Below are 12,364 nucleotides of genomic sequence, written 5' to 3'. Positions count from 1 at the left end.
CGGCCCCGGCCGTGCGTCAGCTCAGGGAACCCGTGTTGACCAGATCACCGGAGGGCGGCCGGGCGACGGTGCCGCTCTCCGGGGGTTCCTCGCGGCGCTCCACCCAGGCCGTCAGCGCCGTGAAGGCGGCGCGGTAGCAGGGCAGGATCGGCCGCAGCCGGTCCGGGAAGGTGTCGTAGAGGCTGTCGACGTGGGTGCCGCCCTCGATCCGGTAGTACCGGTGCAGCCTGGACCGGCCCTGCCCGGCGACCATCCGCGCGTAGACGTCGGACTGGACGGCGATGGGCAGCAGCGCGTCCAGGGTTCCGTGCAGGGTGATCATCGGTCGGCCGATGCGGCCGGTGAGCGAGATCCGGGCGACGGCGTCGTGGACCGGGCGGGGCCGTCGGGCGTAGTCGTACGTGGCGTCGGAGGGGCAGGGGGCGAAGATCTCCTCGGGGGTCGTACCGGCCGAGGGGCCGGGACAGGCGGGGTCGTAGCCGGGATCGAACTCGGCTCGGTAGATCTTCTGGGTCAGGCCCCAGTACGCCATCTCGTGGTACGGCCACAGAAACTCCGACCCGCGGGCGAAGCCGGCGGCGTACATGTCCTCGTCACCGGCCCGCCCCAGTTGGCGGGCGACGGCGGTGGGCAGGAAGGTGAGCAGGTTCGGGCCGTCGGGGCGCCACAGTGGGCCCTCCCAGTCGACGCCGCCGTCGTACAGCTCCGGGTGGTGCTCCAGCTGCCAGCGGGTGAGGTAGCCGCTGTTGGAGATCCCCGTCATGTACGTGCGGCGCGGGGCGTGTCCGTACCGCTGTTCCACCACGGCCTTGGCGGCCCTGGTCAGCTGGGTGGTGCGCCGGTTCCATTCGGCGAGGGCGTCGCCGGGACGTCTGCCGTCGGTGTAGAAGTCCGGGCCGCAGTTTCCCTTGTCGGTGGCGGCGAACGCATAGCCCTGGGCGAGCACCCAGTCGGAGACGAGGGTGTCCATCGAGTACTGCTTGCGGACGCCGGGGGCGCCGGTGACCACCAGCTTGCCGTTCCAGTGCTCGGGCAGCCGGATGACGAACTGTGCGTCGTGGTTCCACCCGTGCGTGGTGTTGAGGTGCGAGGAACCGGGGAAGCAGCCGTCGATCTGCAGGCCGGGCACGCCGGAGGGGTTGTGGGTGCCCTTGGCCGCGAGTCCGGCCCAGTCCGCCGCATCGGTGTAGGGGGTGCCGGTGAGGGCGCTGGTCGTCAGGTCGTCGTGGCGGGAGATCTGCTGCCGTTCGGCACCGGGAACCCTGATCCGGCGCCGGCCGGCCGAGCCGTCGTCGGCTCGGGCCGCCACCGAGGGTGTGACCGCCGACGCCGCGAGCAGGGCGGCGGACAGGAGGGTGGTTCGTCGACTGGGGCGCATGACGCACATGGTTGGCGTCCCACGCCGGCTCGGCCATGGGGCAGATCCATACTCCGGTGGAGTCCGCAATGGAGCCGCCGCACATGCTGCTTCCTGCCCGGGTGCCGGAGAACCATCAGGAGTCCCCGGCGTGCGGGCAATCGGCGCCTGCGGCACCCTGCCGAGAGGTCCACAGGAGGGACGCAGCGTGGCCGAGGACGGCAGGCCGCTCCGATCGTCCGGGCACGGCGGGCGTGGCGGACTCGGCGCGCGAACCCGAGCAGACGGCGCGACCCGGGTACGGGACTCCCCCGGCTCCACCGGCCCGGAACACGGGACCTGCTGACGGGTGGCCGCTCATCCCGGGCTCCGCGCTGGCACCTGGCCTTCGGGCACGGCCCCCACTTCTGCCTGGCGGCCCTGATGGCCCGTATGGAGGCCGAGGTCATGATCGGCACCGTGCTCGACCGCTTCCCCGGGCTCCGGCTCGCCGTTCCCGCCGCCGAGGTCGAGTTCCAGCGCGAAGGGCTCATCCGCGGGCCGAGGACCCTGCCGGTCGCCCGGTAGCGGGGAAACGGTCAGGGCAGGATCGAGTCGACGTACCCACCGTCGACGCGCAGGGCCCCCCTGTCGTGGCCGATGCCCGCTCGGAGCTGAGATAGACAGCCATGTGGGCGATCTCCTCCGGTTCGATCAGACGCTGCAGCAGGGACTGCGGGCGGTGTGCGCGCATGAAGGTCCGCTGGGCCTTGTCCCAGGGCAGGTCCCGGTCGACGAGTTCGTACACGAAGTCCTCGACCCCGCCGGTGTGGGTGGGCCCCGCGATGACTGTGTTCACCGTCACTCCGGTGCCTGCCGCCTTCTTGGCGAAGCCACGGCTCACCGCGAGCAGCGCGGTCTTCGACATCCCGTAGTGGATCATCTCCGCGGGAATGGCGACCGCTGAGTCGCTGGCGACGTACTGGATGCGCCCAAGCCGCGTTCGGTCATGCCCGGCAGATACAGCCGGGTGAGCCGCACGGCGGCCAGCACGTTGACCTCGAAGTGGCGCCGCCACTCCGCGTCGGTGATCTCCAACGGGTCCGCGGCGCCGAAGATGCCGAGGTTGTTGACGAGGATGTCCACCTGCGGCAGCGCCTGCGCCACCTGCTCGGCTCCGTCCGCGCCGGCCAGGTCGGCGGCCACCGGCACCAGTGCGGCTCCGGGTACCTCCCTCGCCGGCGCGGCGATGATCTCGGCCACGCGCTGCTCGTTGCGCCCGTTGACCGCGACACGGGCACCGGCCCGGGCGAGACCGCCCGCGATGGCCGCACCGATGCCCTGCGTCGAGCCGGTGACCAGGGCGGTGCGTCATGTCAGATCGATGTGCATCGGCAAACGGGTTCCCTTCGCGGGCGCCGGAATGCGGTACGCCGTCAAGTCTGTCGGCAGCGGCGCCACCGCCCTGTCCGCCACGCCTGACGGCGGTCGACCGCTCGTGCCGGGAGGTCGCGACGGATACTCGGTGCATCGGCGCAACGCGCGGGCACTCCCGGACGGAAGGTCGCGGCGGATGCAGGCAGCACCCGGCTTCAAGCTGCTGGGAAAGGTCCCGGCATGGCTGCGGGCGCACGACCCGGAGCTGGCAGCCACCCGCAAGGCTGCCCGGACCGCGGTGGTGATGCCGGCGTTGTTCGCCCTGTGCAGCCAGGTGTTCCACTCGGCGGCGATGGCGACCTTCGCGGCGTTCGCCACGTTCTCCATGCTGCTGCTGGTCGAGTTCACCGGACCGATGGTGCAGCGGCTGCGCGCCCATGTGGGCCTCGCCGCGGCCTGGCTGCTGCTCATCTGTCTCGGCACCCTCGTGGCCCGCGAGCGCTGGGTCGCGGTCGCCGCCACGGTCGTGGTCGGTTTCGTGGTGCTGTTCTCCGGGGTCGTCAGCTCGGTGCTCGCCGGGACGTCGACCGCGCTGCTCCTCGCCTTCGTGCTCCCGGTGACCACGCCCGCCCCGCTGTCCCAGCTGCCGGAGCGGCTCGCCGGCGCGGGGCTCGCCTCCGGCGTCGCCCTGCTGGCCGTCTCGCTGCTGTGGCCGCGTCCCACCGCCGACCCGCTGAGCGCGCCCGCCGCCCGGGTCTGCCGCGCGGCGGCGGAACAGCTGCGCACCGACGCCTCCCGGATGGCGAACGATGCCGACGCTCCGAGCACCCGCGTCTGCAGGAAGAACGCCGACGAGACCGCGCTCGCCGCGGCCGACCTGCGCAGCGCCTTCGGGGAGACGCCCTACCGGCCCACCGGGCTGTCCGCCGGTTCGCGCGCCCTCGTCCGGCTGGTCGACGAGCTGACGTGGCTCAGCACGATCGTGGCCGACGGTGCTCCGCCGCCGGACGGCCACCCGGTCTGCGATCCCGAGGCCCGGGCAGTGCGGCAGGCGGCCGCCGACGTGCTGGAGCGGACCGCCGACCTGCTGGACGTTCCGAACAACTCCCCCGAGGCGCTGCGCACGGAGACGGCGCGGCTGCAGACGGCCATGGACCGCATGGAACACAGCGCCACCGCCCTGCTGCCGGTGCACCTGCCCGGTCCGAGTACGGAGCCGGAGGTCCGTGCCTTCCTCGAAACCCTGGACCTGTCCTTCCGTGCCCAGGAACTGGGCTTCGCCACCCTCCAGATCGCGGCCAACGTGGATCTGGCGGCAGCGGCGGAACGGCGCAGCTGGCCGGAGCAACTGCTCGGCCTCGAACCCGGTGGCGCGGCCCGGCCGCTGGCCTCGGCGCGCGAGCGGGCCCTCGCCCACCTGCGGCCGAACTCGGTGTGGCTGCACAACAGTCTCCGGGGCGCGGTCGGCCTGGGCATCGCGGTCACCCTGGCGCAGCTGACCGGCGTTCAGCATTCCTTCTGGGTGCTCCTCGGCACGCTGTCGGTGCTGCGCTCGAACGCCCTGAGCACCGGGCAGAACGCGATCCGCGCGATCCGCGGCACCCTCGTCGGATCCGTCCTCGGCGCCGGGCTGCTGCAGCTCATCGGCCACCATGGCACCGTGCTGTGGTTCCTGTTGCCGGTGGCCGTGCTGATCGCGGGCATCGCACCGGCCGCCGTGTCGTTCGCCGCCGGCCAGGCGGCCTTCACCATCACGCTGGTGATCCTCTTCAACATCGGCCAGAACCCGGACTGGCACATCGTGCTGCTGCGGATCCAGGACATCGGGATCGGCTGTGCCGTCAGTGTGCTCGTGGGTCTGTTCTTCTGGCCACGCGGCGCCGCGGCCGCCGTGGACCGGGCACTGGCCGAGGCGTACTCCGGAAGCGCCCGCTATCTGGCCGGTGCCGTGCGGTACGCCGTGGGCCGCTGCAGTGCCCGGCCCGCCTCGGTTGACCCACCGCTGGAGGAGGGGCGCGAGGCGGCGGCCGCCGCACGGCGACTCGACGACGCCTTCCGCAGCTTCCTGGCCGAGCGCGGTGCGAAGCCCGTCTCCTTGGCGGACCTGACCACCCTGGTCACCGGGATCGTCGGCCTGCGGCTCGCGGCGGACGCGGTGCTCGGGCTGTGGCAGCGCGCGAGCGAGCGGCACGCGGGCACGGACCGCGCCGCGGCAAGCCTGGTGCTGCTCGGCACCGCGGGCCAGGTGAGCGGCTGGTACCGGGATCTGGCCATGAGCCTGGCCGGTCACTCCGCCGTCCGGGACCCGCTGCCGCGCAACCCCACCGCCGAGGCGAGCCTGGTCGACTCGGTCCGCCGCGATCTGCGCGAGGAGGACGGGCGGGCCTCCGACACGGCCGTACGCATCATCTGGACCGCCGACCATCTCCACGCGGCCCGCCGCCTGCAGCCGAGCCTGGCCGCCGCGGCCCGGCCCGGAGGCGCGTCGGGGATACCGGTCACGTGAGCGTGAACCGCACGTCGGGGCGCTCCCACGTCACCTTCGGCGGTGACGTGGCGACCGTTCCCGTCCGTTCGGCGCCCCTACGCCGGTGGAATTTTCGGCCGGTGGATATCCCTACCCAGGGGACACGGTCCGCAGGTACGAGCCGAGCCGGGCGACGGCCGACGGGTTGCGGGGGCTCTCGACCAGGTCGGCGTAGTCCAGGACGAAGATCTGCCGGTGCTTGACCGCTGAGACGTTCCGCAGGGGCGCGTACGACAGCAGGAACCTTCGCTTCCGCTCGGCACTGACGTCACCGTAGTCGCAGACCACGATGACGTCCGGGTTCCGCTCGACGACGCTCTCCCAGCCGACGGTGGTCCAGGAGTCGGCGACGTCGTGCATGACGTTGACGCCACCGGCGCGGTCGATGATCTCGTCCGGGGCGGCGTAGCGGCCGGAGGTGAAGGGCTGGTCCTGGCCGCTGTCGTAGAGGAAGACCGTGGGGCGGTCCGCGCCCTTCGGTGCCTTCGCGTCGACGGCTGCGATCCGCTGTTCGAAGCCCGCGACCAGCTCGGCCGCCCGCTTCTCCACGCCGAACAGCCTGCCCAGGTTGGTGAGGTCCGTGTAGAGGGCGTCGAGCGGCGGCATGATGCCGCGCGCGCCCTTGGTCCGGCCGTTGCGGCAGGACTCCGTGAGGGTGTACGAGGGGATGCCGAGCTTCTTCAGGGCGTCCGGGGTGAAGCCGGCATCCTCGCGGAAGCCGTAGTTCCAGCCGGCGAAGACGAGGTCGGCACGGGCGTCGAGGACGTTCTCCTTGGTGAGCTGGTCCTTGGACAGCCACGTCACCTTCTCGTAGCCGTCCTTCCACGGGACGTCGGTCAGGTCGCCCTTGTCGTCGGGCATGGCGAATCCCGCCATGCGGTCCTCCAGTCCGAGGGCGAACATCAGCTCGGTGATGCCGACGTCGTTGGTGACCACGCGCTCGGGGACCTTGTCGTACGTCACCTCGCGGCCGCAGTTGGTGAGGGTGACCGCGGAGGTCTTCTGCGCGTCGGCGGACCGTTCGACCGTGGCACCGCAGCCGGTCACGGTGACGGTCACGGCGAGACAGAGGGCGGCCGGGATGAACCTGCGCATGGGTGTCCTTGGGGGAGGAGGTCGAACAGGAGCTGGACGGCACCGGTCTCGGGGTGCCGTACCGGATGGGCGCGCACCCCGAAGACCTCTGCCAGAAGGGCGGGGCGGAGCACGTCGCCCGGGGGTCCGGAGGCGACGATCCGGCCGCCGTCGATCACGTACAGCCGGTCGCAGTGAGCCGCGGCCAGGTTGAGGTCGTGCAGGGCCGCGAGCACCGTGAGGCCGCCGGCGCGGACCAGGGACAGCACGTCCAACTGGTGAGCGATGTCGAGGTGGTTGGTGGGTTCGTCCAGCACGAGCACTCTTGGTTGCTGGGCGAGCGCGCGGGCGATCAGGACCCGCTGCTTCTCACCTCCGGACAGGGAGAGGAACCCACGGTCGGCGAGATGGGCGACGCCCGTGCGGGACAGGGCGTCCGCGCAGACGGCACGGTCCCGCGCCGCCGTACGGCCCGTGTGCGGCAGCCGGCCCATCGCCACGACCTCGGCGACGGTGAAGTCGAACTCGGCCGTCGCCTCCTGCGGAAGCGCGGCCACCGACCGCGCGGCGGCCCGCGGATCCATGGCGTGCACGTCGTCCCCGTCGAGCCGGACGACGCCCTGGGCCGGTCGCAGCGCGCGGTACACGCAACGCAGGAGCGTCGACTTGCCGCTGCCGTTGGGGCCGACGAGCCCGACGAACGCCCCGCTGTCCACGGTGAGCCGGATGTCCTCGACCAGCCGGGTCCCGGCGGTCTCGACGGTCACGTCCTCGATGTCGAGCCTCATCGTCAACGGCCTCCGAACGCAGGGCCGCCGCGCCGCATGAGCAGCAGGAAGGCCGGGACTCCGACTACCGCGGTGATCACTCCCACGGGCAGTTCGGCGGGCGCGAGCAGGAGCCGGGACAGCACGTCCGCCCACACCAGCAGCACGGCCCCGGCGAGCGGCGCCACGGCCAGCACCCGGCGGTGGTCGGCGCCGACCAGCATCCGTACGACGTGCGGCACCATCAGCCCGACGAAGCCGATGGCCCCGCTGACCGCGACCACGGTCCCGGTCACGGCGGCGGTCACGAGGAACAACTCCCGGCGCAGCCGGGCCGGTGGGACGCCGAGCGCCGCGGCGGTCTCGTCCCCCATGGCGAGCGCGTTGAGCGGCGCGGCCCGCAGCCGCAGCCACACCCACCCGGCCGCGACGGTCACCGCGGCGAGCGGCAGCTGCGCCCAGGTGGCGCCGCCCAGGCTGCCCAGCAGCCACATCATCGCCGAGCGGGCCGCCTCGCCCCGGGACGCGCCGAACACCATCACGGTGGTGATCGCCTCGAAGCCGTACGCCAGAGCCGTGCCGGTCAGGACCAGCCGCAGCGGGGTCAGGCCGCGGGGCGAGCGGGCGACGGCGTAGACCAGCGCCATCGCCGCGAGCGCGGAGGCGAAAGCCGCCACCGACAGCGCCCACACACCGAGTGCGGCGAAGGCCCCCAGCAGAATCACCGCGTTGGCGCCCACCGCGGCACCGGAGGAGATGCCCAGCACGAACGGATCGGCCAGCGCGTTGCGGACCATGGCCTGCACGGCCACACCGACGGCCGCGAGCCCGGCTCCGACGACGGCGCCGAGCACGACGCGGGGCAGCCGGATCTCCCACACGATGGTGTAGGCCGCGCCGTCGTCCGCGTGCACGGTCCCGCCGGTCAGCCCCGCCCACAGGAACCGGAGGAGGTCAGCCCGGCCGATCCCGGCAGCGCCGAGTGCCACACCGCTCACGAGCGAGACCAGGAGCAGGAGGCTCAGCCCGAGGACCACGGGCACCAGGGGTGTCCGGCTGGGGGCGGCACGTGGAAGCACGGTCGGGGGCGGTCCTTCGCCTTCGGGCCGCCTGGTGGACGTCACGGCAGGAGACAGCCCGTACGGCCGTGCCGGCCGCGGGTCCCCTCTCGCAGTCCACGGCGAGCAGTCAACGGGTCGCGCCACCCCCGGGCGATCGGGCTCGCGCGAGGGGCCACCGGTTCTCGCGCACACCGTTGCGGGTCAGCGCCGGACTCTCACCGGACTTCCCCCGCGGGAGGCAAGGGGAGCCTAACAGAGGCACCTTGACGCTCCGACGTGCGGTGCACGGCTCATCCGGCCGGGAGCGTGTGCACCGCCCGGTCGGACGCCGAGTCGCGGCCCTTGGCGAACTCCTTGTTCGTGAGGACCGGTTCGACCACCTGCGGCGGGATCCCCGTACCGTCGAAGGTGCGGCCGCCCCGGGCCAGGTACTCCTCGTTCGGCGGGCCGAAGAGCATGCCGTCGGGGAGGTTGCGCAGCATGACGTCCGAGAAGACGCCCTGGGTGGGCTGCCCGATGCGCACCGTCCGGCCGGGCCGGTTCATGAGTGCCCGGGTGAAGGTCTCGCCCGCACTCACCGTCGACCCGCCGGTGAGGACGGCGACGGGGCCCGGGTAGCGGGGCGCGTCGGCCGGGACGACGGGAACGGGCTCGGGACGGGTGTGCCGGGTCGGGTCGGCCGGATGGTTGCGGGCTCGCTTGGCGTAGGCGAGGCAGGGGGTGTCGGTCAGGCGCTCGGCGATGCGGATGCCGAGGGGTGTCGGAGCCGCCGCCGTTGATCCGCAGGTCGATGATCAGACCCTTCAGACCGGAGGCTCCAGATCACGTCGTACGGCGTCACCGGACCGGAACCGTAGCGCTGGAGTCGGGGCGTCGACGGGCCTCGTTCCGGGACTCGGACATGGCACGCGTCACGCGGGCGGAAACCGCGCACAGCGAGGTCGCCCGCTCCGCCGGCGGGGCGCCGTGCGCTACAGACCGGCCATGCTGTTCTCGGCGCCCCGGTCGCCCGTCGCCTCGGCCTCCAGCACCCGGGCGAGGTCCGGGGGGCCGGGCACGGCGGCGAGCCGGGGCAGCAGACAGGCCCAGAACTCCACCATGCCCTCCGTCGTCAGCCAGTCCTGGTCCCGGCCGCCGAGGACCTCGAAACCGACCGTGGCGGCCACGACGGCCCCGGCCACGCTCTCGGGCGAGACGTCGTCCGTCAGCTCCCCGGTCTCCTGCGCCCGGCCGACCACGTCGCGCACCCAGCCGTGCCACACGTCCAGCACCGCGGTCCCGCCGTCCCGCGCGGAGTCACCGCTCAGCGCGAACCCGGCCCGCATCACCGGGTCGGCCGCGAACGCGACCACCAGCCGGCGGATCGCGGCCACCAGCGCTCCGAGCGCGCTGCCGCCGGTGGACCGGCAGTGCGCGGTCAACTCCTCCACCATGGACGCCGCCGCACTCTCGATCTCACCGGCGAGTGCGTCCTTGCTCGGGAAGTGGAAGTGCAGAGCGCCGGCGCTCACCCCGGCCCGTCTGCTGATCGCAGGCAGGGACGCGCGAGCGTATCCGTCGTGGGCGAAGGCCTCCGCCGCCGCGCGGACGAGGGCCTGCCGTGTGCGAGCCGCCCGTACCTGCTTGACCATGACGCCCTCCTCCTGGACCTGCGCGGAACGAACCCACCACTCGGCCCTGTCTAACCGCACGTTCAGTATGTTTATGAGGATGCGGCGCGGCAAGACCTGACGGGGTGCCAGGGTGAAAACACCGGGGCCTGCGCAAACTCCCCCGCCCGAAAGGCTGGCGGCACCCCGGCTCGTCGATCAAACCGCGTATCTGGTTTGTCTGTCCGAGATGAGAAGGGGTTGTGAACAGCCGTCACCGCGGTGCGCCCGTCGCCGCACACGGAAGTCCGTCCCCCCACACGGAAGTCCACCGCCCACGGCGGGGCGGCGGACTTCCGGTGGGTGTCCCGCCCGCGCTCAGGACGCCGACGGACGCAGCACCACGGGCAGCGAGCGGAATCCGTTCAGCATGAAGGTGGGCAGCGGGGCCAACTCTTCGGGAGTGCAGGCAAGTTGCACGTCGGGGAACAGGTCGAAGAGCCGGGAGAGTGCCGAGGCGGCCTCGATCTCGCCGAGCGGTGCGCCGAGGCAGCGGTGCGGTCCGTGGCCGAAACCGAGGATGTCGCGGTCGCTGCCGCGCAGCAGATCGAAACGGCCCGCGTCCGGCCCGTGCCGGTCCGTCTCGTGGCCGCCCGCAGCGAAGTTGACGAGGATGCAGTCGCCCTTGCCGATCCGTACCCCGTCGAGGTCGATGTCCTCGACCGCGAACCGCATCGGCGCGTACGCCCCCGGTGTGTGCACCCGCATGGTCTCGGCGACCACGTCCGCCCAGGTCGCCCGGCCCGCGCGCAGATGTGCCAGCTGCTCGGGGTGGGTCAGCAGAGCGCCGGCGGCGTTGGTGATGAGGGTGGCGGTGGTGTCCTGCCCGGCGGCGATGAACATGAAGAGGGAGCCCAGCAGTTCGTCCTCGGTGAGACGGTCCCCGTGGTCCCGGGCCGCGATCAGCGAGCTGGTGAGGTCGTCACCCGGCCGCTCCCGCTTGGCCTTCACGAGTGCGGCGAGCCGCCCGAAGGCCTCCAGCCGCGCGGCCTCCATCTCCCGGCCGGTGACGGTGGAGCTGAAGACCGTGCTCAACGCCGCGGACAGGGCATCCGTTTCGGTGCCCTGCGGCACACCGAACAACTCGCAGATCACCCGCAGGGGCAGCACCTCCGCGTACGAGGTGCGCAGGTCGACCGGAGTACCGGCCGGGAGCGCGGCCAGTGCGCCGAGCAGTTCGGCCGACAGCTCCTGCACCCGGGGGCGCAGGGCCTCGGAGCGGCGCGCGGTGAACGCCCCGGCCACCAGCCGGCGCAGCCTGGTGTGGTGCTCCCCGTAGGCGAACAGCATGTTCTCGTTCGCCACCCACGGGTAGAGCGGCCACTCCTCGGTTATCTTCCCCTCGATGAACGGCGGCCAGTGCAGGCGGGCGCTGCGCGAGACGCGCGGGTCGGTCAGCAGCCGCTCGACGTACGTCTGCTGTACGACGGCCCAGGCGAGCACTCCTCCCGGCAACTCCACTCGGACCGCGGGGCCCTGGGCGCGCAGCATCGCGGCCTCCCCCGTGTGGTCCTGGCCGGTGAGGTCCAAGGCGTACGGGCAGGCGGTGTTTTCCATGGGGGTGCTCCCTGGGTCGGTCCAGCATCACGTTGTTGCGTTGCGACGTGCCCATGGCAGCGATGTCCGCTCACCCGCACCCGGACCGTGCCGGCGTCGGTGGCTCGCGGTGAGAGCCCGTTCAGCCGGCGGCCGGAGCCTCCTGCGGTTCCCGGCGCAGCTCCATGGCCTCTTCGTAGACGCGCTCGCCCCGGTCCAGCGACATGTCCAGACGCACGAGCACCGCGGGGACCGCGATGCTCGTCATCAGGTGCCGGTAGAGGTCGACCACCCGTTCCATGAGGTCGGCATGGTTGTTCATTATCTTGGACAGCACCTGTGCCCCGGTGAACGCGGCGACGAACGCCTTCGCCGCGGCCTCGACGTCGACCTGGGGCAGCAGTTCCCCGTTCGCCTTCGCCCGTTCGAGGAGAGTGGCGTTGTAGTCGACCCAGGAGGCCATCGGCACCCGCCGGTCCAGCCCGTCGTGCGGTGATCCCTGGTCCACGGTGAGCCGGATGCTGCCGCGCACCATGGGATCGCCCGAGCCGAGCAGATGAGCGAGGAGGAATCCGGCGTCCAGCCCCTCCTGGAGCACCAGCTCCCGCCGGGGCGAGTCCGGCACGGACTTCAGCTGGTCGGTCAGCACCGCCTGGGCGAGCTGCTCCTTGGAGGAGAAGTGGAAGTAGAGGGCGCCCTTGGTGACGTTCGCCCGCTGAAGAATCTCCGAGATGGTCGCCGCCTCGTAGCCGACGTCGGCGAACACGTCGGCGGCTGCCACCAGGATGTTGCGCCTCGTCCTGATCGCTCGTTCCTGCAGGGCCACGGCACATCCTCCGCACTGGCTTCACGGACCGGTCGGCCACAAAAAGAAACCGACAGGTACGTATCCTGCCACCCGGGAAGATGGCCTTTCAAGCATGCGAATGCCCCCCTCCTCACCTTGTGCGCGGAACCGCCCGAGCCGTCGCTGACCGCCACAATAAAACCTGTCGCCCGGTATCTCAACGTACGCGCACTACCTGGGCGCGCAGAGA

Annotated in this window: 9 protein-coding genes, 2 pseudogenes and 1 riboswitch; of the genes and pseudogenes, 2 read left to right on the top strand and 9 right to left on the bottom strand. The window is 72.2% G+C overall.

Translation table 11 applies throughout. The features are described from left to right. Positions 1–16: 16 nt before the first annotated feature. A complete protein-coding gene (locus ACIRU3_RS19235) occupies positions 17–1,378 on the bottom strand; it encodes a tannase/feruloyl esterase family alpha/beta hydrolase (RefSeq protein WP_404057621.1) in 1,362 nt (453 codons plus the stop codon). Between the two features lie 402 nt (positions 1,379–1,780). On the opposite strand from ACIRU3_RS19235, the gene ACIRU3_RS19230 reads away from it, so the two are divergent. Continuing rightward, the gene (locus tag ACIRU3_RS19230; protein WP_404057619.1) at positions 1,781–1,924 is read left to right on the top strand and encodes a hypothetical protein; all 144 of its coding nucleotides are present in this window, start codon (positions 1,781–1,783) and stop codon (positions 1,922–1,924) included. Here ACIRU3_RS19230 and ACIRU3_RS19225 read toward each other — a convergent pair. Then, positions 1,887–2,662, bottom strand: a pseudogene (locus ACIRU3_RS19225) (SDR family NAD(P)-dependent oxidoreductase). The gene ACIRU3_RS19230 and the pseudogene ACIRU3_RS19225 overlap by 38 nt on opposite strands. A 247-nt stretch (positions 2,663–2,909) precedes the next feature. On the opposite strand from ACIRU3_RS19225, the gene ACIRU3_RS19220 reads away from it, so the two are divergent. Beyond that, positions 2,910–5,219: an FUSC family protein gene (locus ACIRU3_RS19220; protein ID WP_404057617.1), complete on the top strand. Its 2,310-nt coding sequence runs from the start codon at positions 2,910–2,912 to the stop codon at positions 5,217–5,219. A gap of 111 nt (positions 5,220–5,330) precedes the next feature. Here ACIRU3_RS19220 and ACIRU3_RS19215 read toward each other — a convergent pair whose 3' ends face one another. The 7 genes and pseudogenes from ACIRU3_RS19215 to ACIRU3_RS19185 all read right to left on the bottom strand — a co-directional run bounded on the left by ACIRU3_RS19215 (position 5,331) and on the right by ACIRU3_RS19185 (position 12,153). Then, positions 5,331–6,335, bottom strand: coding sequence for an ABC transporter substrate-binding protein (locus ACIRU3_RS19215; protein ID WP_404057615.1), 1,005 nt, complete (start codon positions 6,333–6,335; stop codon positions 5,331–5,333). Then, a complete protein-coding gene (locus tag ACIRU3_RS19210) occupies positions 6,296–7,102 on the bottom strand; it encodes an ABC transporter ATP-binding protein (RefSeq protein ID WP_404057613.1) in 807 nt (268 codons plus the stop codon). The genes ACIRU3_RS19215 and ACIRU3_RS19210 overlap by 40 nt, the downstream gene beginning before the upstream one ends. A 2-nt stretch (positions 7,103–7,104) precedes the next feature. Next, positions 7,105–8,160 (bottom strand): FecCD family ABC transporter permease, encoded by a 1,056-nt coding sequence (locus ACIRU3_RS19205; protein ID WP_404057611.1) that lies wholly within the window; start codon positions 8,158–8,160, stop codon positions 7,105–7,107. 130 nt (positions 8,161–8,290) lie between these two features. After that, positions 8,291–8,372: riboswitch (cobalamin riboswitch) on the bottom strand. Between the two features lie 60 nt (positions 8,373–8,432). Continuing rightward, positions 8,433–8,949, bottom strand: a pseudogene (locus ACIRU3_RS19200) (S41 family peptidase); the annotation flags it as partial. A gap of 164 nt (positions 8,950–9,113) precedes the next feature. Continuing rightward, on the bottom strand, positions 9,114–9,773 hold the full coding sequence (locus ACIRU3_RS19195; protein ID WP_404057609.1) for a ScbR family autoregulator-binding transcription factor: 660 nt from the start codon (positions 9,771–9,773) through the stop codon (positions 9,114–9,116). A 336-nt stretch (positions 9,774–10,109) separates the two neighbouring features. After that, the gene (locus ACIRU3_RS19190; protein ID WP_404057607.1) at positions 10,110–11,348 is read right to left on the bottom strand and encodes a cytochrome P450; all 1,239 of its coding nucleotides are present in this window, start codon (positions 11,346–11,348) and stop codon (positions 10,110–10,112) included. A gap of 121 nt (positions 11,349–11,469) precedes the next feature. Then, the gene (locus ACIRU3_RS19185) at positions 11,470–12,153 is read right to left on the bottom strand and encodes a ScbR family autoregulator-binding transcription factor (protein WP_404057605.1); all 684 of its coding nucleotides are present in this window, start codon (positions 12,151–12,153) and stop codon (positions 11,470–11,472) included. Between the last annotated feature and the right edge of the window lie 211 nt (positions 12,154–12,364).

Source organism: Streptomyces sp. NPDC101151 (genome assembly GCF_044768335.1).
In the GTDB taxonomy this organism is placed as follows: domain Bacteria; phylum Actinomycetota; class Actinomycetes; order Streptomycetales; family Streptomycetaceae; genus Streptomyces.
The sequence above is the reverse complement of the archived record's forward strand: the minus strand, read 5'-3'. Positions and strand labels throughout refer to the sequence as shown.

Excerpts from the sequence above, each read along its gene's own strand:
- ACIRU3_RS19235 (WP_404057621.1), bottom strand. The coding sequence starts at position 1,378 with ATGCGCCCCAGTCGACGAACCACCCTCCTGTCCGCCGCCCTGCTCGCG.
- ACIRU3_RS19220 (WP_404057617.1), top strand. The coding sequence starts at position 2,910 with ATGCAGGCAGCACCCGGCTTCAAGCTGCTGGGAAAGGTCCCGGCATGG.
- ACIRU3_RS19215 (WP_404057615.1), bottom strand. The coding sequence starts at position 6,335 with ATGCGCAGGTTCATCCCGGCCGCCCTCTGTCTCGCCGTGACCGTCACC.
- ACIRU3_RS19195 (WP_404057609.1), bottom strand. The coding sequence starts at position 9,773 with ATGGTCAAGCAGGTACGGGCGGCTCGCACACGGCAGGCCCTCGTCCGC.
- ACIRU3_RS19230 (WP_404057619.1), top strand. The coding sequence starts at position 1,781 with ATGGCCCGTATGGAGGCCGAGGTCATGATCGGCACCGTGCTCGACCGC.
- ACIRU3_RS19210 (WP_404057613.1), bottom strand. The coding sequence starts at position 7,102 with ATGAGGCTCGACATCGAGGACGTGACCGTCGAGACCGCCGGGACCCGG.
- ACIRU3_RS19190 (WP_404057607.1), bottom strand. The coding sequence starts at position 11,348 with ATGGAAAACACCGCCTGCCCGTACGCCTTGGACCTCACCGGCCAGGAC.